Raw genomic sequence first — 21299 nt, 5'->3', positions numbered from 1 at the left:
GATAGCCGTGCTCTCTGGTTTCCCGGCCTTGCCGCCGGGGACGTGCCTGGGATTGCTTGCTGGACGTTCTTCAAGAATTTTCTGCTTTCCCGGGGGGGGTGGACCTTGATTGATCCGCTCTCATTTGCGATGTTTGCTATATCGCGAACATTCATCCACATTATCGCCGCCTGTCCTCAATGTGAGGGATGGCGGGCGTGCTTATTCGACAAGACAACGGCCGATGGCGCGAGCCTAAAGCGGCGGGTTATGCACCGGGGTCTGAACTGCAGGACCTCTTGGCAGTGCATGCGGAGCTGATTCCGGGTGCGAGCCCGGTGGCGAGAACGTGCCGGGAGTTCCAAACAGAGGCTGGGCCTGCGGACATTGTCGTGGTCGACGTGACGGGGGAGGTGACGTTGGTTGGTTCCACGTTGGCGTCCAACCCGCAAATTCGGCGTGAGATCGTTGGACAAATGTTCGACTACACGTCGTGTCTGTGGGAAATGGATGTTGATGACTTCGCGTCGGGATCGCGGAACCGAACCACCAAACCCCTCTTTGCCGATGAGGACGACGAAGGAGTTGTCATCAACGACGCCTTGGCGCAGAATTTGAAGGGAAGAAATTTCCGCATCGTGTTGGTTAGTGACGCCATCAATCCGGCACTGAAGAGGGTGGCTGAATACCTCAACGCCGTGGCCGGCCAGAGGACGATGGTAGTCGCCATCGAACATGTCGGGCTCAGGCAAGACAACGTCGAGATCTTGATGGTACTTGTTCACGGGCAGGAGCAGGCTGAGGCCAGGTCCTCACCTGATCGGCGTGAATTGACTCTGTGGGATACGGAGAGTTTCCGTTCCTGGTTGGCTGAGCACGACGGGAGAAGCATTGACGGATTCGATGCTCTCCTAGCGAAAGCCCGCGCTCAAAGATTCACTTTTTGAGGTTCAACATCGGTCAATCCAGGGAGTCTGGCGATCTACGGTCCTGGGCGGGCCTATCTGGACCGTGTAGGTATTCGACTTTAGCGGTCAGGGAGCCTCGATCCAGTTCAGCTTCACGAGCATGTCCAAGATGTCTGACGAGGAAATGCGCGCCGTATCCTTATGGGAACTATTCCTGCAGCAGCTAGTGGAGATGCCTGGCCTTCATAAAGTGGGGCTGAATCTACGATCCAGCCGGTTCAAGAGTCACAAACCCAATGACGACGTCGGCTCGGGTCTCTGAGGTCTTCGTTGTCTGACTTTGGCCGTGGTCCGCCTTGGTTGTTTCGAGCCGCAAGGGTCCCTCCCAACATTAGGCCGGGGTGCGGGTGGGCATGACTGCGGCGTCCGGGCTACGGAGTTGCCGTCGTGGGCGCCGGACCCGCGGACCGGCGATTGGTGGTCAGATACAGTCGGTGGGCGGTGATCACCAAGACCAGCCATACGGCACCTAGAGTCCATGCCACCAGAACATCGGTGAACCAGTGATGGCCCAGGTAGATGCGGCTCAGCCCCACTGTGAAAGCGAAGAGACCGGCAGCCAGAACCGTGAAGACTCGGGCCCTAAGGGTGTCCAAACGTAGGATGATCAGGTAGGCAACGACACCTGCGATCACGGTGGCGTTCAACGTGTGGCCGCTAGGAAACGAGGGTGAGTACTCATAGGGAGGGATGGCGTCCGCCAGCGGCGGACGGGCCCTTCCGAACAGCTGCTTTCCGGCAACGGTCATCAGCAGCGATCCCGCAGTCGCCGTGAGCAGGAGTATCACGGGTGTCCAGGATCGGCGCTTGACGGCAAGCACCACCATGATGGTGGCAGCGAGGATCGGCATCCCGATGGTCCCGGCGATATTGGTATAGCCCGTCGCGATTATGTCCAGCCATGGCGAGCGAACACTCTTGGCTGCCTCCAGCAGCGGATGGTCCAGGGCTGCCACGCCGTCGGCCTCGGTGACGGCGTCATAGACTTCTGCTGAAAGGTAGGTCAGTGCCGTAGCAATGGCGGCGCCGACCGCGAGCGTGAGGATCAGTGCGGCGTGCGGCCCTAGTCTGGCGCTGAGCCAACGCACGACGCCGGCAAGCCAGCGCCCCAAAGGTGCTCGCCACAGGGTTAGGTCTTTCCGACCAACGAAACGGTCGTCGCGGAGTTCGCCCTCGCGGCCAGCATCTGGGTCCTTAGATCCTGGGGGTTGTTGTTCCGTCATACCCATATCCTGCCAGTTTCTGGTGGGAACAAGTCATCGCACCGGACGCCAAATACACACGGCATGGAGTCGAATGGTATGACAGGGCAACGGATGCGCGAGCGCTGAACTTCAGATTTAGAGAAAGCCGTGATCTTTGAGCTGCTTCGCGAGCCCGGCACCGTCCGGTGCGGAGGCCCAGATTGCGCCGCCGTGCCTGGAAGCCGGGCCATCCTCATGGGCGCGGCGGCCAGCTAGCAAAGCTTCTCCCGTGGAGAGTTCTCGGATGGCGATTGCTGCTGTCTGTGGGGCATGCGCGCGGGCGAAGTCGGCGTAGATCTCCGGATCGTGCTGGCCGTCGTCGCCCACGAGGAGCCACTGGATATCAGGGAATTCCTGTGCCAATCGGCGCAGATTGTTAGATTTATGCTCTTGGCCGCTGCGGAACCAGCGCTGGCGGGTGGGTCCCCAGTCGGTGAGTAGCAATACGCCTTTCGGGTACAGATTCCGTTCCAGAAACCGCGCCAGTGCTGGTGCTACATTCCACGGTCCTGTGGAGAGGTAGAGAACGGGCGCTGCGGGGTGTTCGTCGATCAGCCTGTCGAGCAGGACGGCCATGCCCGGAGTGGGCGTCCGTGCCCGTTCGCTAAGGACAAGGGTGTTCCACAATGCCAGGAATGGCCTGGGCAAGGCGGTGACCATGACGGTGTCGTCGATGTCGGAGACGATGCCGAAGGTGGTGTCCGGTGCGACGATGAAGATGCTTGCCTCCGCGGGAACTGTTCCCTCGCTGCGAAGGGAGACGGTGTGCCAGCCTGGCTCCAAGGAAGCGTTCACAACCACGTCTACGAGACCACCTGAGTCGGCGCGAACCGTATGGACAACGCCGTCGATCTCCACCTCCACCTCGCTGTTCGGGACGGGGACGCTGGTGAAGGCCCTCCAGCCGCGCACTTTTCCGGTTGCGGCGGTGGGCTTGGATATCAGCACCACCCGTGCGAGCACGCGCACCCACGAGGTGCTGCCATATCCGGGGTAGGCGATGATGGTAGGGACAAAACCGGTGGCGTTGGCCAGCCGTGTTCGCAGTCCATGGGCCGCGTCGGCTACATGCATAACCAAGCCGAGCAGCGTCGGTGCCGCCGGTTCAGACGGTTGCCGAAGAGCACCGCGGCCCTGTTCCTCGGGGGTGTTTTGTGGAGAGTGCGAAGCTGGGGCCATGACCTCACTGTCCCACAAAACCGAGTTTCAGTGCCAGGCATCGCACGCAGCGCATTGGTGAAGCTCACGTTGCCATTTCGCCTTCAGCCATTCCAGAAAAACGGGGATATGTCCCGGTAAAGCAGGTCATTTCGTCCCTTGGTGCGCCTAGGGATTTTGACACTTTCAGGTAGCCAGATCGGAGCTGCACTGGAATGCACAATGGAGAGCGATCACCGCTGAAAAGGGAGTGGTGACGCCACAATATTTTTGTTTGAAAAGGGGGAGTAAAGGGGGAATTCTTCTTTGTGAGCCAGTGGCGCTGTTCGGGAACGGATTCAAAGTCGTTGCTGATTGTTTCACTTGTGTGATGCCCAATAGCGTAGAGGGTGCAATCCATAATGACCATTTTACGGCAGCGAATTGGAGTCAGCGTGGGCGGATCCTCCTGCGATCGAGAGTCCCGGACGGTGAAAGTCGGAATTGGCCGTAGTGCGATATGCGTGTTCGTCGAAACTACCTATTGATTACATTGGGGACCAATGGATTCGGTGTCCGGGAGCGGAACCTATACCGGGTGTTAACCGTCACCACTGGATTACTAGTTAAGCTCTTGATCGTGCCCGCCGCTGTCCCGTTAGTGGTTGCTGACCACCGGGCGGACGACGGCGCATGGCTGAGTTCGGTGGTCACCGCTTGGGATGCACGAACGCCCAGAAAGTACTGCAATGGCCCGGTTTCCGCCGGCCTCTCAGTTGTCTACTGAGTCCTCGTAGGGAATCGCGGCCATGAGCGCATGGATCTTGCCCACCGTAGCTTGGTCCAGGCCACTGGGCCAGACGCCATTCCATGCCTCCACGGCCACGTCACCAAAGTTGTGGCCGTGCCGGGCGGGAACGGCTTCCCCCATGAACATGTCAAAAGTTGCCTGCAGGTATGTAATCAGTGGAATCCACACCATGGAGTCACTGACGTCCGGGGCCCTCCCACCGGCGGAGGCACTTCCGGCGAGCCAGTCAGGTTTTTGCCAGATCAGCCGCGGCGTCAACCACGTAACCGCATCAGTGCCATGCTGCAGGTAAGCAATCCGGGCGGGCACCCACGGGCCGGTCAGAGTGTCAAAGTCCCCATCATTGGAAAGCCAGCGAACGTTGAGACCCGCTTCATACACCGGCTGCCACGGCGTGGATCCTTCATCGCGGTGTCGCAGCAGAGTACCCCAGGGCATCGAGTTGTTGGGCGGCCCGGAAAAGACTGCACCATCCACCCCGCTAATCATGTTTTGGGTGTCGGCGAAGACTGACTGCATGCCGGACGCGCCCAGACTCAGCCCATACACCAGCAGCGCTGGCCGCTTCTTGCTCGGCATGGCCAGCCATTCCCTCTTGACCGCTTGATACAGGGCCATGGAAGATTCGCGCGGAAGCTGCTGGTGGAACAGGAACGACACCCAGCTTGGCTGGTAGGAATACTGCATCGACACAATGGCGGTGTCGCCGCCGTACAGGTATTCCAGAGACTCCACAGCTTGACGTTCCAGCCACCCGGAACCAGTAGGCGTCGCGATCAGCAACGTTCCTCTTTCGAAACCGCCAGTTCGTTTGAGCTCTGTCACAGCCAGTGCTGCGCGTGCCTCCATGGATTCGGTCTGGGCCTCTCCGACATAGACCCGTACCGGCTCCTTGGCAGGCTGTTGCGTCACCTCCGAGATCTGATGAGCAGTGGGACCGCCGCCCACAAAGGCCCGGCCCTGCATGCCAAGTTTGCCCCAATCCACAGCGGAACCCGGACCTGCAGAACGGTAAGTGGAGGCAGGCTCAACAATTCCTTGCGGAGTGCTTTCATTGCGTGCCGCATACACTCTGTCAGTGCCAATCAACGCCACATTCACCAACACTGCCAGCACCAGCGCGCCGGCTAAAGTCCCCGTCAGCAGCCCGCCCGCGGCGACATACGCGGGCGCTTGCGTGACACGTCGAGTCCAGCCCCGACCCAACGCCGCAACTCTCCTCAGACACCAGCGCAGGCCAAAAACGATGCCTATAGCGACAAGTGACGCGACGAAAAACGAGGTCACCTCGGCCCCGTCCACGAGACCCATCTCCACCTTGGTTCGTACATCGTTTTGCCAGCGCAGGGCCAGTGCTCCCAGCAGGAATGCATACAGGGCCACGCCAGCGCCACTCACCCACCACCCCCACCGCGGGAAAACGAGCCAAGAAAGAAAGGCAGCAACACGCGGAAGCTGCGGTGTCCGGCGTCGTACCAGGACTTTGAACACGAGCCGGCACAGCCAGCCAGCCACCAGATACGCAAGCCCAAAACTGAGGCCCGCAAGAAAACCTTGGAAAAGCGCGGGCCGCGGCACCAACGACGGAGTCAGTGCCAGTGCCACTGCCGCCAAGCCCGCCAGGAAGGCGATGTATCTGACGAAGCGCGCTTCATGCATGTCCATATGAACCCTTGATGCGTGGAATGTAGCTCTCAGAGTATCCGAGGATGCTGCCCTCCACATCGTTGCGGCGGGCAGCATCGGCATCACTTTCAACGGAAGCCACTATCCCAGCGCGGCTACCGGCTGGGGGCCCGGTTCAGGTGCAGCCGTTTCGGAATTGTGTACGGCCTCGATGCGTGCGCAGCGCTGGCCAGGAAGGCGAGCTGGAACTTGCGCCGTTCAAGGGGCTCCTCATGTGGGGTCAGATATGGCAAGACCTCGGTGGTCAAGCCAACCAGCCGTCACGGCGGTTTTGAGCTGCGGCTTCATAGCGAGCGAAAAGACGAAGGATTTCGGCTACGTCGGACTCAGCTTCGATCAGGTACATGACCTTAGTGGCACTCCTAATGTTCCTTCCAGCCACCCTTGCAAAAGCCATGGCCATACAGCAAGTGCCGTGGCAGCAGGTTCAGTTCAGGGGCCAGAATACAGGGACGAGGAAGACAGCCACGATCAGGTAGAGCGCCATGACGACTATCCCAAATTTCCAGTAGTCTCCGAACTTGTAACCGGCCGGGTGCATGATCATCATGTTCGCCGGGGTGGCAATGGGCGTCAACAGTGCCGCCGCCGACGCGACGCTCACGCACATTAGTACCGTCAGGGGGGAAATTCCCGCCTCCGCGGCCACAGACAGTGCAATGGGGATGATGATCAGTGCCGTGGCGGTGTTGCTGATTAGTTGGCCCAACACGGCCGTGACCACGAAAATGCCGGCGAGCAGTAGGTACGGGCTGCCCCCGCCGGTGAGGTGGACGATGCCGTTGGCCAGCATGTCCGCCGTTCCGGTCTTCGTGATGGCACCGGAAAGTGGGATCATTCCGGCCACCAGGACCAGCGTGGTCCAAGACATTGATCGGTGGGCATGGGTGATGCCCACCACGCGCGTTAGCACCATTGCCATGGCGGCAAGCAGTGCGGCCACTGGTGCTGGCACCAGGTTGGTCGTTAATAGAACGACCATGGCTGCGAGGATGGTCAGGGCGGGAACAGTGCCGGGCCCCAGCGGCACGGTTTGGCGCCGGATGGCGTCGGGGGAGTCCACTAGCAGCACGTTGTGGTCGTGTGTGTGCTGGTCCAGGGCCCGCCATGTGCCCTGCAGTAGCAATGTGTCGCCGGCTTTCACCGGGTTTTCCCTGTTGGTGGGGGATTTTCCAGCCCTTTGGTGGGCCAGCACCACTAGGGAGCCGCTTTCGGTGATCATGCCAGGGTAGGCGAGGGTGCCGATAAGGTTTGACCGCGGCGTAACCAGCACCTCCACCACGCCAAAGGATTTGCAGACCAACCCACAGGTGACGTTGGGGTGCCCCTCTGAAGTCGAAGTGAGCCCCTGGTCCGTGGCGAAATCGGAAATGTTCAGCGCCGTCCCTCTCACCACCAGATAGGTCCCGGCTTCCACGGTGGGACTCTCCAGAGGTTTGCCCGCATCATTCTGAATGCTGAGTAGATGGACGCTGCCTGAGGCGCTGGGAAGCACATCCTTCGTTGCCTTGCCCACAGCCACGGCACCGGTCGGCACGAACAACCTGGCAACATCGTGCTCTTCGGGCCAGTACTGTCCTCCCAGCACATCGGGGAGGTCACTCAAGTCCTTGGGTAGGCTGCCCGGGCTTCTCCGCGGAAGCAGCCATGGCCCCAGATACACGGCGATGACGATGGACCCAGCTAGCAGCGGAAGCCCTACCAGCGCAAACTCAAAGAAACCAATGCCTTGGCCGGTTGACATCAGGGCTGCTTCCAGGATCAGGATGTTCACTGGGGATCCGGTGAGTACCAGCAACGATCCTGCGTGGGCGGCGATGGCCATGGGCATCAGCAATTGCGCCGGCTCCCTCTTGAGTCGTACGGCAAGGACTACCACCATGGGAAGCAGTGCCGCAACGGCACCGTTGACGCTGATTACTGCTGTGACAACAGCAACAAAGACCATGATGAGGATTATCAGGCGCGGGCGGCTGGTGCCTGCGTATTTGACGAGAAGTCCTCCCATCCACGTGGTGATGCCAGCGGCGTCGATGGCCTCCGCCACCACAAACAGGGCGGCGATAAGGACAACCGTGCCGGAACCGAACCCGGCGAAGGCATCATCAACGCTGATGATCCCGGTCGCGTAGAGAACAAGAGCCACGCCGATGGCTACGATCTCCACTGGAAACTTGTTCCAGATGAACACGGCAACCGTGACTGCCAAAATTATGAGCATGGTGCTGATTTCGGTCATGCCCAAAGGATAGTGTCAGGTGTCTTGGACAACAATGGAACAAACAATCTCAGTTTTCCCAATTGTGACTCTCCGTGTATTCAATTTGCCACGGACAGATGTTAGGCTCCTCGCAAAACAGGAAAACTATATAAATGCAAAGTGGGGTCGCACAAGCGTCCCATAGTCCCTGTTTCGTAGATGAATAGAGGCTCGGCATGAACTTTTTGGAAACCATTTGGTCTATCATTATTTTCTTTCTTTTTCTCTCCTACCTAATTCTGCTGTTCCAGATCATCGGGGATATTTTCAGGGACCGCACGCTATCTGGCGGGTTTAAGGCACTGTGGGTTTTTTTCCTTTTGGTGGCGCCGGTAATCACGGCATTGATCTACCTCATTGTGCGTGGAGGCGCAATGGCGGAGCGTAACGTCATGTCAGCGAACAATGCCCAGCGGGAAACCGAGGACTACCTCCGGCGGGTGGCTGGCACCCAAAGCCCGGCAGACCAGATTGCCGCAGCGAAGAGTCTTCTGGACGCAGGCACCATCACTGATGCAGAATATGCCCAGCTCAAGGTCAAAGCCCTGGCGTAACCGAGTCCACCCCCTGAAAGTGTCCGGGCGCCGCCCAAGGGGCCCGGACACTTTCAGCTATCGGGTTTCAGCTATCGGGTGATGCGGAAATGCCGAGCAACCTCTATAAGGGTTCGGGCGCCGAAACCTGTTGCCCCCTTGGACCGCCAGCCATCATCGGAGTCCGATTGCATTGTCCCGGCGATGTCCAGGTGCGCCCACGGCGTATCACCGACAAAATCGGCCAGAAACAGTGCCGCCGTTGTGGCGCCAGCGTACTTCCCGCCAAGGTTGGATATGTCTGCGATGTCCGAATCCAGCTGGGCCCTGTATTTTTTTTCGAGCGGCAGTTGCCATACCTGCTCGTCGCACGTGGCCGCCGCCGCGGTGACCCGATCCACGATCGCCTGGTCGTTGCCGAACACGGGGGCCGTCAGTTCTCCCAAGGCCATAAGCGCTGCCCCGGTTAGCGTGGCAATGTCGATGATGGCATCGACATTATCCTCATTCGCCAATGTCATGGCATCGCACATAACGAGGCGTCCCTCGGCATCGGTGTTCTTGACTTCAATAGTCTTGCCGCTGCGTGTGGTCAGCACGTCACCGAGCTTGTAGGCCGAGCCAGAGGGCATGTTGTCGGTGCACATGAGCCATCCGCTGACGGCAGAGTTGACCTCCAAGGCACGAAACGCCGTGAACGCGGCTAGCACGGACGCCGCCCCTCCCATGTCCATCTTCATCAGCAGGTGCATCGGGTCGGAGGGTTTGAGTGAGATACCGCCGGAGTCGTACATGATGCCCTTGCCAACCAAGCCCAAGTGGCCCGTCTCTTCACCTGCCGGTGCGTAACGCAGCTTCACAATGCGCGGCTCTTCGGTGCTGCCTGCGTTCACACCGAGCAGCCCGCCGCACCCCATCTCAATGATTTGCTCTTTGTTGAACACCTCGACATTGAAGCCGAAATGGCCACCAAGTTCAATGGCGACCTCTGCCATGTCGGTGGCCGTCAAGTGCCCGGCCGGGGTGTTGCACAGGTCCCGGGCGATGGTGCCCGCCCGGGCCATCACGATGCCGATCTGGATACCGGCCTCCGCATCGCCGGTCGTGGCACCGTCGAGCCTGAATTCCACCCGTTGCAGCGGAACGTCCTTGGCTTTTGCCTGAAGAACGGTAAACCGGTAGCGGGCAAGGATTACACCCTCCGTGAGCGCCTGGGCGGCCGCCTTGACTTCGATTGCGCCGAGGGTGGGCACCCGGAGTCCGATCCGGGCGAAGCGAGCCGTTGCGCGAGTGAAGGCGGACGCTGCGTCACGTAGCGCCTCCGGGCCTTGCCCGGTGCCCGTACCAACGGCCACGAGCAAAGGCCCGGAACCCTGAGGTAGGCACAGCGTGGCGCCAGCTGCTCCGGTGAAGCCCGCCCGGGTAAGGGCATCCCGGTCCAGTCCCAGCTCCGTGGGCACATCGCCCTCAGTGCCGATTAATACGCCCACGGCGTCTAACTCACCAAGGTTCGCCACGACGGCGATCTCGGCCGTGGTGGCCACGGACGGCACTGCTGTGAACGTGGCTGGGATCAATTTGTTGGGGCTGCGAGTCATTGCGATTCCTCACTTGCTTTCGGGGGAGTGGCGGCCGGAATCGGCCAGCTCGTCGATAGTGTCGTTGATGGTGTCGGGATCGTCTGGCTCCAGTTGATCCGGGAGATCTCCTGCCCGTTTGCCGGGCATCCTCCCGGCCGGAACGATGGCCAGCAACGACAGGGCGGCTAGGCCCAGCATGGAAATCTGCAGGGCTCGCAGCCGGGCGTCCTCGTTGATGGCAACTGCGGCGTCCAGTTCAGCCCCTTGGGCGCGGTCGGCCAAGACGTCCTTCAACTGGTCGTTGGTCAGGAAGTTTGCTTGGTTGAAGTTGATGTTATTGATCAAGTCGGCCGAAACGTCAGGGTGATCCTGTCCACCGGCCAGCAGCATTGAGGAAAGAGTGCCGACCGCGAAAGCGCTTGCCACCGCGATGCCTACGCTGCCGGAAAGGTTGTGCACCAGTCCGCGGAAGGCCCCGACGTCGCCGGCCAGCTCGGCCGGGGCGGCCGAAAGCAGCGTGTTGAAGACTAGGGCGACGATGGCCCCTTGGCCAAGGCCGAGAAGGATTAGGCCCAAAACCACAAAAAACTGGCCCCATTCTCCGCGGATTGAGAAAGCAAGCAGCGTTAGGGCTGCTGCCACAGCCACGAAGCCCATCCTCCCGATAGTCCGGGGCGGGAAGCGCGTGTAGAGGAACGCCACGAACGTACTGGCCACGAAGATGGAGATTGTGTACGGGATGATTGAGAACGAGGTTTCGATGCCGGTTAGCCCCTGCACCACCTGCATGTAGAGCGGGATGAGGAAGTTGGCCGCTGTGCCTACGAACAGCATGATGGACATGCACGCAACCACCGCGAGTTCGGAACCGGTGGCCAGCACCCGCAGGTCAAAGATGCGGTGTTTCTTCTCGGTCTGGCGCCTGCGGACCCAGCTGAAGAACACTTGCCCGCCGATCAGTCCCAAGATGATGAGGATGGGTGCGGGGGAAACCCCCAGGATGCTGAACGGGGCCTGGTCCGTGGCTCGAACTACGCCCCACCCGGCAAGACCGCTGAAACCGAAGCTGAGTAGGATGATCGATCCGGCAGCGATGGATGCCCCCGTCCAATCAATCTTCAAGTCGCGCTGGGGTGGAATCACCTTCAGCCGGAAGCTAAGGAGAAAATTGACCGCTCCGAGTGCGATCATCAGCACAAACGACCACCGCCATCCGATGGTCGTGGCAAACGTGCCCGCAATGAGTAGTGCGAGAACGCCGGCCGCTGGAATGGCCGCGGCCAGCAGCCCGATGGCTTTCCCCTGTTGCTCGCCGTGGTAGTTCGTTGCAATGAAAACGGTCAGCGCCGGTGCAACAAGGGCAATGACGGCGCCAGAGGACGCTTGGGCAATGAAGAGCATGGCCGGGTTAAGTGAGAACGCCACGCCAGCCATGGCTAGCGCGTGAATGGCGATCGCAATCTGAAAAACCTTCCGTGTGCCAAAACGGGCCCCTACTTTTGCGCCCAGGAGAATAAACGCGGCCATGGAGAATGTCCCAGCCGTGATGGCGATTCCCACGGACGTGGCCGCCGTGTTCAGATCCTGGGTGATCCCAGCCATGGAAACCGTCAGGGCGTTCACGGCAAAAGATGCTTGGATCTGGGTCATCACAACGATGATCAAGGGTAGCCAGGATGTCTTGACGACTTCGGGAACCGTGAGACCCGCAGCTTTGGCCATCATGACGACGCCCCTGGGTCCAAAGTGCCGGAGAATAGGGACATTGGGATTCCTGCATCCGTGATAAACCACGCGGGCCACAACGATAGGGACGAGACGTCTCTGGCTTGAGTCTCGCACGGGAAGCCGTATGGTGGAAGACCTACTGCGGGGGGACTTTTTGCGCCACGTTGTTGCCGCCCGATGGAAAGCAGCCCCACCTTGCGGCAGGGCGCCATGGACCTTACTTGTTGCATGAATAGTGATGTAGTGGGCTAGTTCCTGATGATCGTGCGTGCTGTGCTTGGGTCCAGCACCATCGTCTATATCCCCGTCAGACACGGGCCCAGGACGGCCATCGCCGGGATCTTGACAGGCTATTCATCCCGAACAGCGGGCTGTCGGCAAACTTACAGCAGGGTTCAGGCGCTTACTAATGGCACGCTGTGACAATCAGCAGCGATACAACGCGGGTCTTCTGGGACGCATGACGGGTCCTGACCAGACTGGCCGGGGGCGTCGCCAGCACGTATTTTATGTTGGAGAGCTCTGCGCTCCCGCCCCTCATCAACTTGGCCAGCAGGGGCGATCCTCTGGTGCCGAAAAAATTCGGGGACAACGCAGACGGTAGCACCTCCACCTGCAGCAACCACCCGGGCGGGGCGCATTAATGTCCCTTCGCGGCCCCACGTTCCGACTTCAGGACGGCTTTTGCGGCGGAGACGTCTCCCAGCAGCGGTTTAAGCCAAGCGGAGCCAGGGTGTGCGTCTACAAGTACGGCCCGGGCAAGGAGGGTGAGTGGCACTGCCATGAGTGCGCCGAGGGGGCCCAGCAGCCCCGACCAGAATATGACGGACAGGAACGTCAACGTCATGTTCAGATTGACGGAACCGGCCACAAATTTCGGCTGGATGACGGACTGAATCAGTGAATTGATGACGCCGTAGAAGGCCACCACGACAATGAACGATGGCAGCCCGCCGGACAACAAAGCCATGATGGCGGCCGGGACCAGGCTGATCCAGAACCCGATGAAGGGGATGAACCCGCACACGAAGGCAAGCATGGCCCACAGTCCGGCGCCCGGTACGCCAAGAATCAACAGCAGGATCAGGTTCAGGAGGGCCACGATGGCACCGAAAATGGTGGTCATGACCATGAAAGTCCGTGAGAGTCGGGCAAAGTTCGCCAGGGCATCCACCAATGGTGCGCGATCCTTCTTCAGGATAGACAGGATAGACAGGATAGTGGGGTAGTAGGTGGCATCAATGCACATAAAGAGCACCAACAGGCACAGGAACACCGTTGCCGTGCCTAGGTTCAAGGCGCTGCCCAGCAGAGAGAAACCGGCATTGAGCAGCACGCGCAGATCGATGGAATTCACCAAACTCCGGACTTGCTCGTCGCCGATACCCAGGGTGTCGTGCAGGAATAGCCCCAAGTTTGTTTTCTGCTCTGAAATTTGGGGCGCGAACTGTGGGATGAGTTTGGTGAATTGCACGGCAGACACCCACAGTGCGGCAATCAGGGCTGCCAGCATGACGTACACGGCGAGAATGGAGACGATGGTGGACAGCGCGGGCGGTACTTTGCGGGCGACAAGCCTCTGCTTGATGGGATAAACGCAGATGGCCAGCACCAGGGCCAGAAACACCGGGCCCACAATAGACGAGATGCGGCCCATACCAATGAGCACCACGACTGCGGCGGCCAGCCCAAAAAGAATCTTGGAACCGGAAGTGACAGTGCCGGATACGGTAGGAATTTTCCCGCTTGATTCATCCATAATGGTCCCTGTCGGTCGAGGCCTTCGCCAGCAACTCGTGGCATTTGTGCAAGTGTAGCCGTTTCCGTGGGGTGTGGTCCGTCCGGGCCAACACCTGTCCAATCGACGGCGCGCACGTCGGAGTGGAAGAACGCGGGCAGCGCGTCTGACCATTGGCAAATACCTGTGCCGGTCGGTGGTCCACAGTCCACGGCGATGATTCACAGGCTGTTGTGGACATGAACTGCCAGAGCATCAAAAGCTCCAACCTCAGTGATCGCCAGCACCGCCTAACGCCGGTGATGGCGAGCTTCTTCGCCGCCTTCGCCTTCACGCGTCAGAGCAAGCGCACGCAGGGTCAAGTTCGGGCAGAATCCAAGAACGTCCCGTTGGCTACTTCGTTATTGCGGCCCTCGGAAAAGGGCACCCACAGCATGTTCCGACCATTCATCAGCCGATAATGGAGGCCTTGACCGCGGCAAACTCTGCGTCGGTTAAGGCTCCCGACGAGTGCAGAGCGGCCAAACGTTCCAGTTTGGAGAGCAAATCATCGGCGGGTGCTTCCTGCAAGGGAGGAACTGCAGCAGGGAACGGATGAGTGGCGACCTGGGTTGCGTTGGTTGGTTGGTTGCGTGCGTTGACGGCATTACTGGCAGCCGTTGCGGTTCCAGCTACCACTGCAGTACGCGCAACGGTGCGGGCTAAGGAAGGACGATTGCGTCTGCCAAAAGCCATGATAATCTCCAAGGTTTTTCGGGTCCGCCCAATGCTTCCCCGTGTATGCATAGTAGCTTGATCCTTCATAACAATTCGAGGTCAGATGAATAAGAAGGAGTGGCGATTAACTATGGAATGGTGGACGGTATGAATGCGCCGTTTCATCTGCTGCAAAATATCTACTGCCTACGGAACCGTAATTAGGTCTAGGCCGGGTTCGGAACGGCTTCGCCCCGGGCAGCCCACTCCTTTTCAATCACTAATTGTGTCAAACGTGTGATGTCACCGTTTGTCTTGCAACGGCGAACGCCTTGGTCATTCTTTATGCAGCAGACACAACCACGATTCGCCTCAGCGGGGTTCCGGCTGCAAGCCGGTTCCAGTAGCCACTTTCGAGTGGGAAGTACGTAAATTCGGTGCTGTCAGGGTACAGCTATTCGAGGAATCAAAACTCCCCACAAGCTGTGGACGATGTAAAACACGGCGAAGCCAAGCTGCTGGTTCTGATTCTGGTTGTCCATTTTTTCGATTCCGTCTGCGGAATCAATGAATAATTGTTTTCAATGCAACGATGAAGATACCCAGCAAAGCGGTGCTGAATGCTGTCGCGAGCCTGATCCACGGTTTGATAGTCCATCTGCGTGCGGAGAAATATCCGAGCACGCCAAGCAGCAGAACATCAACCCAGAGGGCAGTCCAGAGGGCTGTGTCATCATCCATAATGTTCGTTACGCCCAGCAACAAGATCACTAATGGGACTACTGCCGCGATCAGAAGTCCAACGCTATGTCCCATCGCATAAGCGGCCTCACTTCGAAACGTGGTTTTGTCCTTCGATTCCTGGTTCAAGTGCGCAATTGCCACCGCAAACAAGTGCGCCACCCAGAAAACAATCACGGTTCCTAGAACCTTCAGAAAAACCTCGAGCGCGGTGTTCTCGTAATCATCGGCGATGACGAGTAATGCCGAGACAACAATCAGCCCGTAGACGGCTGATTCCGAATACAGGTCCGATCCCCGGATCTTGTATCCCATCATCTTTACCTTCTCTCAAGTCACAGATTGCAGGGAAATCCTCACCGTAGCCACCAGTTTTAAAGCATTGCCCACACGCGGGGCGGCCAAATATGGTGGACGAGTGCCACCATGATCACACGATAGTTGGTCATTCACGGACGCCCAAGCTTCCCTTGAATCCGAAGGCAAAGAATATCAGCGCCCGCAATCAGGTCCATCACCGGTCCGCTTGCACCCCAATTCCACGGATCAAGTGATTCACCTGCGTCCACGGTCGCTGGATTCTCGTCTACCGCCGGAAATAATGCCCGATGCGGGTAAACGAAACATGAAAAAATCTGGCGCGAAACTCATTGCAAAGTTCCGTCGGACTTCAGTGGTGTAGCTTACAGCTGGCATTGTGCGTCTGCTAAGCGGTTGAAGGTAGCGGTATCCCCGTAGGCGGTCGCCAAGGTTGCGGCGAGCCTGGATTTGCAGAGAGTATGTGAGTCAGGTTAGTTCGTGTGGCAGGCTGGCCGTATAGATCGTTGTGGACTCCGTGGTCCTGAGCAGGTGAGACAGTCGGCGGCGGGTGGTAGGGAGCAAGTTTACGACTTCGCGGAAATCCTAGTGTCTAGAGGGTAAGCAGGTCGTAGGCTTCACCGTTACCCGGCCCACTTCAGGGTGGTGTTCACGCATGAAACTACCCTCTGTCGGCCCGATGCCGTTCGTCACCAAAGTTGCATGCTGACCAAGTGGTGGTTGCGGACTCGTGTTGGTGAATACAGGCTAAACAGGGCAGAACTACGCTGGCCCCGGACCGCGCAGGGTCTGCGACGGCGAGAACCCGAATTGCTGCCGATATACCTGGGCAAACCTCCCCAAATGTCCGAAACCGCAGCGCTGGGCAATGTCCGTCACGTTGTCAATCCGGGGGTTTCCCTCGCTCAACATTTGGTGTGCCCTGCGCACCCGTGCCTCACGGAGCATATGAGAGGGAGTTCTGCCGAGCTCCTTGGCAAGCGCAGCCTGAAGCGTACGCACCGAAACACCCAAGGCCTCAGCCAGGTCTCCCATGCTGAGATCCTCTCCGCTGTGGGCAAGGAGAAGATCTTGGAAATCGGCAACCAAGGCCGAGGGATGCGGCCCCTCAAATGCACTGGACCGTTGTCCAAGTGCAGTGGTGAAATTGGATTCCATCGACAAAAGCCAGCGGGCCAGGACCACCTCCTCATGGAGGCGGCGGACATAAGCCGACGGCGTATTTTGCGGAACGTTGAGTAGATCGTGATATTCGAAGACTGAGCGGATGAATAATTTCCCCTCTGGCGTAGCCACCCTCATACTGTTGGCCAACTGCAATGGCGCATCAAGCGTCGCCCCAAACAGTGCAATGGCTGCGTTACCCAAGACTTCCCTCGGCACGGTAACTATTAATTGAGGCGTTCCCGCCTCCCACACCATGGAGAAATCCTGGTCGATGGGCGGGACGGAGGCAAGAGCCGGGTTCGAGTCAACAGTAGAGTTCGGGCTGCACAGCCGGGCCCTGCCCGAAAGCGGCACCTGAACCATGAAAAACGTTTTCAGCGCATCCGGTTCTATGCGGACCGCAGCGCCGTAATCCAGAAGGTGCACACCGAAACCTTCTCCGGTGGAGCGCAGATTCAACTTCACCGAGCCCCTGGCCGAAAGCGGCCGCAAATCGTGCCGGCAGAATAGCTCACTTACCCGTTCCTGCGCCTCACCCGGGTCCCGTGTTTCTAGTGTCGGCAACCTGTCAAGCACGCTGCTGGCATTAGGAGCGGCTGGCTGCTGGATCAGCATGTGTTCGCTCCTTGGTAGTGAACGGAAACGGGGCTTGCAACTGGGTTCGTCGAGCCTGCGCGAATTGGATGAGACCTGCGCGAAACGGATAGTTACGGACCGTCGGAGTCGATAGATTTCTCTTCAGATCACTCATTATGACATGGATCACATCTCATTGAGTCGGAAGGAATCTCATGAAAATACTTCAGGACCGCGTTGTACTGCTGACAGGAGGCGCAACCAAGGTTGGTGCCGGAGTTGTCGGCTCCCTCCTGGAATCCGGGGCCATGGCCATCGTCGCAGACATCGACGAAAAAGGCGGATCGGAGCTGACTGCCCGGCACCCCAGCGTTGAATTTCATGCCCTGGACATCACCGACGACACAGGGCTAGAGTCCCTCATCGCCCACATCAGCACCACGCACGGACGGCTCGACGGCCTGGTCAACCTGGCCTGCAGCTACCTTGACGAAGGAATCGGATCGGGCAGGGCCGACTGGCTAACCGCACTTAACGTCAACGTGGTTAGCGCCGTCATGCTCACCCGCTTGGCCCGCCCGCTCTTGGCGGCCTCCGGGCACGGAGCGGTGGTCAACTTCACTTCCATTTCAAGCAGTGTTTCGCAAACAGGACGCTGGCTGTACCCCGCCAGCAAGGCAAGCCTGGTACAGGTCACCCGCTCCATGGCCGCAGACCTGGCAGGTGAAGGCATCCGGGTGAATTCGGTCAGCCCCGGGTGGACTTGGTCCAAGATTATGGACACGCTCAGCGGTGGAGACCTGGCCAAGACTGATGCAGTAGCCGCACCCTTCCATTTGCTGGGCCGGGTGGGGCGCCCCGAGGAAGTGGGCCAGGTGGTGGCTTTTCTGCTCTCCGACCAGGCCTCCTTTGTGACCGGCGCCGATTGGGCGGTCGACGGCGGGTACTCGGCTCTTGGCCCCGAACGCAACGAGCCCGCCATCGAACTGTTGGCGGCACCCGCATAGCACTAGCTTTCCCTCCCCGTCTCACCAGCACACGCATTCGGACTAAGGAACATAAACCATGAATTCACGAACCATCACCATAGTCGGTGCCGGACAGTCCGGCCTCCAGCTCGGAATTGGCCTGCTCGACGCCGGATACAGCGTCACGCTTATTTCCAACCGAACCCCGGAGCAGATCCGCGACGGGTCCATCGCCTCCAGCCAGTGCATGTTTGACCAAGCCCTGAGCCACGAACGCGTGCTCGGCATCGGCTTGTGGCCTGACGCACCAACCGTGGACGGCATATCCTTTACGGTTGCCCCGCCAGAGGCGCCGGGTGTTAAGGCCATGAGCTGGTCGCACAGGCTCGACGCCCCGGCACAGTCCATTGACCAACGAGTAAAATTTCCGGCCTTCATGGAGGTGTTCGAGGGCCGCGGGGGCAAATTAGTCATTGAGGAGGCCGGCGTCGAGGACCTTGAACGGTATGCGAGCGTCAGCGATCTTGTGATTGTGGCCGCGGGCAAGGGCGAGATCGCAGGTCTCTTTGAGCGCGACGCCGAACGCAGCCATTACGCGGCACCGCAGCGTGCCCTGGCCCTGACGTATGTGAATGGAATGAAGCCGCGCCCGGACTATTCGGCAGTGAACTTCAACCTGATCCCCGGAGTCGGCGAGTACTTTGTTTTCCCGGCGCTGACCGTGACCGGCCCCTGCGAAATCATGGTGTTTGAGGGGCTGCCAGGTTCTGACATGGACTCCTGGAAGGGTTTGAGTCCGCAGGAGCACCTGGAAAATTCTCAGCGTATCCTGCGCACGTACCTGCCATGGGAGGCCGACCGCTGCACGGAGGTTGAACTCACCGACCCCAACGGGATACTGCAGGGACGCTTCCCACCCACCGTCCGTCACCCGCTGGCGACCCTACCCTCCGGTAAGACGGTGCTGGGTATGGCCGACGTCGTGGTCCTCAACGATCCAATCACCGGACAAGGCTCCAACAACGCCGCCAAGTGCGCGGCCGCTTATCTGGCTGGCATCCTGGAACACGGCGACGGCGCGTTCGACGACGATTTCAAGCAAGGCTTGTTTGAAAGTTACTGGCAGTACGCCCGGCACGTTGCGGACTGGACCAATGCGATGCTGGCTCCGCCTGCCCCGCATGCACTGCAAGTCCTGGGCGCCGCGCAGGAAAACACGCAGATCGCCAAGCGCTTCGCCAACGGATTCAACTACCCGCCGGACTTTACGCAGTGGTTCATGAGCCCGGAGGCCACCACCGGTTATCTGGACTCCTTCCAAGCCGCGCGCTAACTCCCTCAAACGCTTGCTTTCCCCTTCACACCCATCTGGAGCATTCAATGCGTACCATCGCCATCGTCGGGGCCGGAGAATCTGGTGCCCAGCTTGCCCTTGCACTGCAACGTTCAGGGCACAACGTCACCATGTTCTCCGACCGTTCCGCCCAGCAGATTCGCAGCGGATCGATCACGTCGAGCCAATGCGTCTTTTCTTCGGCGCTTCGTGTCCAACAGCCGCTGGATATCCCCGGGGCAAACACCCAGGAGCTGGGCATCATAGGACTGCACCTGAATATCTCCGGGAACGCAGGGGATTCCGACGGCGAAGCCATCGACTGGCAGGGAACCCTGGACCGCCCTGCCCTCTCCGTGGACCAGCGTGTTAAGTCAGCTCATTGGGTTGAAACTTTCATCACCCGCGGAGGTGACTTCCGTATTGAGAAGCTCTCGGTGCGGCGTCTTGGGGAACTAGCGGCACTCTTTGACCTGGTGGTGGTGGGCACCGGGAAAGGCGAGCTGGGACAGATCTTTGCCACAGACCGCGCAAAGTCCCCGTTTGACCGCCCTCAACGTGCAGTGGCAGTAACCTATGTGGTGCCTGCCCAGGGCACCACAGAGGAGACAGACGCCCGGCACATTCGCATGAACATGGTGCCGGGGGTAGGCGAGTTCTTCACGTTCCCAGGACTCAGCACCCACGGGCCTTGCCAGATGATGGTCTTCGAAGGGCTGCCCGGTGGACCCATGGACTGCTGGGACAACGTCAACACGCCGGACGAGCACCTTGAAACCTCGTTGGGGATTCTGCGTGAGTACTTCCCCCACGAATACCCACGCTTCGCCAACTCCGTACTGAATGATCCAGGCGCAGCATTACGTGGACGCATCAACCCCGTGGTCCGTTCAGCGGTCGGGACCCTGCCCGGAGGCCGGATCATCATGGGACTGGGGGACGCGATCATGCTTAACGATTCACTCACAGGACAGGGATCCAACAACGCAACACTCGCAGCCGACCACTACGCCCGCGCCATCGACGCCCATGGCGAGGGAGTCTTCGACGAGCAGTGGATGCTGCGGACCTTCGACGAATTCTGGCGTGGCTGGGGCCAGTTCTCGACGGTATGGACCAACTCCATGCTGCGCGAACGCAAGGACTGGCAGCTAAAAGTCTTGGCCAAGGCCCAACACCACGAAGCGCTCGCAACTGCCTTGACCAACGGTTTTGACGATCCGCGGACCCTGTTCCCCTGGTGGTTTGAACCGGAGGAAGCCGAAGCATTCATGGCGCGGGCCGTTGCTGAGGAAAGCGCAATCTTTGACCTCCGTGACTTCCGTTCCACGCTGGGCCAATTCGCCACGGGCGTTACGGTGGTAACGACGCGCACACCGCAGGGAAAGAAGGTTGGCATGACAGCCAACTCCTTCACCTCCGTTTCCATGGATCCGCCACTGGTGCTCTGGTGCCCCAGCAAGTTTGCCCCCTCACTGGATGATTTCGAAGCCTCCACGCACTTTGCCATCAATGTGCTCGAATCATCCCAGCACGTACTCTCGCGTCAATTTGCCACCCCGGCGGAAGACAAGTTCGCAGGAGTGGATACTGTGGGGGGAGTCGCTGGAGTGCCCCTATTGGAGGGTGCCGTTGCCACCTTCCAGTGCCGCACTGTGGCCAGACACCAGGCAGGCGATCATGTGATTTACGTGGGCGAGGTGGAAAAATATACGCGGACAGAGGGCGACCCCTTGGTGTTCCACGCCGGGGCTTACCACCGCACAGCACTGCACCCCGATTTCAGCTAAGTGCCTGGCCAGCTACCGAGAAGCTCTGATATGCCCCAGATGAGGA

The 21299-nt window shown here is 59.4% G+C and carries 18 protein-coding genes; 7 read left to right on the top strand and 11 right to left on the bottom strand.

The features are described 5' to 3' along the window. Positions 1–197 precede the first annotated feature (197 nt). Positions 198–926 (top strand): hypothetical protein, encoded by a 729-nt coding sequence (locus LOH53_RS09650; protein ID WP_230067518.1) that lies wholly within the window; start codon positions 198–200, stop codon positions 924–926. A gap of 121 nt (positions 927–1047) precedes the next feature. Next, positions 1048–1209, top strand: coding sequence for a hypothetical protein (locus tag LOH53_RS09645; protein ID WP_230067517.1), 162 nt, complete (start codon positions 1048–1050; stop codon positions 1207–1209). A gap of 109 nt (positions 1210–1318) precedes the next feature. Here the strand turns inward: LOH53_RS09645 and LOH53_RS09640 are convergent, their stop codons facing one another. The 5 genes from LOH53_RS09640 to LOH53_RS09620 all read right to left on the bottom strand — a co-directional run bounded on the left by LOH53_RS09640 (position 1319) and on the right by LOH53_RS09620 (position 8064). Continuing rightward, on the bottom strand, positions 1319–2170 hold the full coding sequence (locus tag LOH53_RS09640) for a phosphatase PAP2 family protein (RefSeq protein ID WP_230067516.1): 852 nt from the start codon (positions 2168–2170) through the stop codon (positions 1319–1321). A gap of 117 nt (positions 2171–2287) precedes the next feature. After that, positions 2288–3370: an App1 family protein gene (locus tag LOH53_RS09635; protein ID WP_376991655.1), complete on the bottom strand. Its 1083-nt coding sequence runs from the start codon at positions 3368–3370 to the stop codon at positions 2288–2290. A gap of 730 nt (positions 3371–4100) precedes the next feature. After that, positions 4101–5798, bottom strand: coding sequence for an alpha/beta-hydrolase family protein (locus tag LOH53_RS09630; protein ID WP_230067515.1), 1698 nt, complete (start codon positions 5796–5798; stop codon positions 4101–4103). A 271-nt stretch (positions 5799–6069) separates the two neighbouring features. Further along, the gene (locus LOH53_RS09625) at positions 6070–6222 is read right to left on the bottom strand and encodes a hypothetical protein (protein ID WP_230067514.1); all 153 of its coding nucleotides are present in this window, start codon (positions 6220–6222) and stop codon (positions 6070–6072) included. A gap of 30 nt (positions 6223–6252) precedes the next feature. Continuing rightward, positions 6253–8064 carry an SLC13 family permease gene (locus LOH53_RS09620; protein WP_230067513.1) on the bottom strand — a complete coding sequence of 604 codons (1812 nt, stop codon included), beginning with the start codon at positions 8062–8064 and terminating at the stop codon, positions 6253–6255. Positions 8065–8261: 197 nt separating this feature from the next. On the opposite strand from LOH53_RS09620, the gene LOH53_RS09615 reads away from it, so the two are divergent. After that, positions 8262–8639, top strand: coding sequence for an SHOCT domain-containing protein (locus tag LOH53_RS09615; RefSeq protein ID WP_230067512.1), 378 nt, complete (start codon positions 8262–8264; stop codon positions 8637–8639). Positions 8640–8710: 71 nt separating this feature from the next. Here the strand turns inward: LOH53_RS09615 and LOH53_RS09610 are convergent, their stop codons facing one another. The 3 genes from LOH53_RS09610 to LOH53_RS09600 all read right to left on the bottom strand — a co-directional run bounded on the left by LOH53_RS09610 (position 8711) and on the right by LOH53_RS09600 (position 13685). Then, positions 8711–10216 (bottom strand): leucyl aminopeptidase, encoded by a 1506-nt coding sequence (locus LOH53_RS09610; protein ID WP_230067511.1) that lies wholly within the window; start codon positions 10214–10216, stop codon positions 8711–8713. A gap of 9 nt (positions 10217–10225) precedes the next feature. Continuing rightward, the gene (locus LOH53_RS09605) at positions 10226–11923 is read right to left on the bottom strand and encodes an MFS transporter (RefSeq protein ID WP_230067510.1); all 1698 of its coding nucleotides are present in this window, start codon (positions 11921–11923) and stop codon (positions 10226–10228) included. A gap of 643 nt (positions 11924–12566) precedes the next feature. Next, positions 12567–13685, bottom strand: coding sequence for an AI-2E family transporter (locus tag LOH53_RS09600; RefSeq protein WP_230067509.1), 1119 nt, complete (start codon positions 13683–13685; stop codon positions 12567–12569). A 152-nt stretch (positions 13686–13837) separates the two neighbouring features. On the opposite strand from LOH53_RS09600, the gene LOH53_RS09595 reads away from it, so the two are divergent. Next, positions 13838–14125, top strand: a complete 288-nt coding sequence (locus LOH53_RS09595) for a hypothetical protein (RefSeq protein ID WP_230067508.1) — start codon at positions 13838–13840, stop codon at positions 14123–14125. Here LOH53_RS09595 and LOH53_RS09590 read toward each other — a convergent pair. The 3 genes from LOH53_RS09590 to LOH53_RS09580 form a co-directional block, all read right to left on the bottom strand. Beyond that, positions 14115–14399, bottom strand: coding sequence for an SHOCT domain-containing protein (locus LOH53_RS09590; protein ID WP_230067507.1), 285 nt, complete (start codon positions 14397–14399; stop codon positions 14115–14117). The two genes, LOH53_RS09595 and LOH53_RS09590, sit on opposite strands and share 11 nt — an antisense overlap. A 525-nt stretch (positions 14400–14924) precedes the next feature. After that, the gene (locus LOH53_RS09585) at positions 14925–15419 is read right to left on the bottom strand and encodes a hypothetical protein (RefSeq protein WP_230067506.1); all 495 of its coding nucleotides are present in this window, start codon (positions 15417–15419) and stop codon (positions 14925–14927) included. 762 nt (positions 15420–16181) lie between these two features. Further along, positions 16182–17201 (bottom strand): AraC family transcriptional regulator, encoded by a 1020-nt coding sequence (locus tag LOH53_RS09580; protein WP_230067505.1) that lies wholly within the window; start codon positions 17199–17201, stop codon positions 16182–16184. A 176-nt stretch (positions 17202–17377) separates the two neighbouring features. On the opposite strand from LOH53_RS09580, the gene LOH53_RS09575 reads away from it, so the two are divergent. From LOH53_RS09575 to LOH53_RS09565, 3 genes are read left to right on the top strand one after another with little or no spacing between them, the layout of a single operon-like run. Further along, positions 17378–18169, top strand: coding sequence for an SDR family oxidoreductase (locus tag LOH53_RS09575; RefSeq protein WP_230067504.1), 792 nt, complete (start codon positions 17378–17380; stop codon positions 18167–18169). A 58-nt stretch (positions 18170–18227) separates the two neighbouring features. Next, positions 18228–19463: a styrene monooxygenase/indole monooxygenase family protein gene (locus tag LOH53_RS09570; RefSeq protein WP_230067503.1), complete on the top strand. Its 1236-nt coding sequence runs from the start codon at positions 18228–18230 to the stop codon at positions 19461–19463. Positions 19464–19510: 47 nt separating this feature from the next. Continuing rightward, positions 19511–21253 (top strand): flavin reductase, encoded by a 1743-nt coding sequence (locus LOH53_RS09565; RefSeq protein WP_230067502.1) that lies wholly within the window; start codon positions 19511–19513, stop codon positions 21251–21253. The last annotated feature ends 46 nt before the right edge of the window (positions 21254–21299 follow it).

This window comes from Arthrobacter cryoconiti (genome assembly GCF_020905375.1).
GTDB lineage: Bacteria > Actinomycetota > Actinomycetes > Actinomycetales > Micrococcaceae > Specibacter > Specibacter cryoconiti.
The sequence above is the reverse complement of the archived record's forward strand: the minus strand, read 5'-3'. Positions and strand labels throughout refer to the sequence as shown.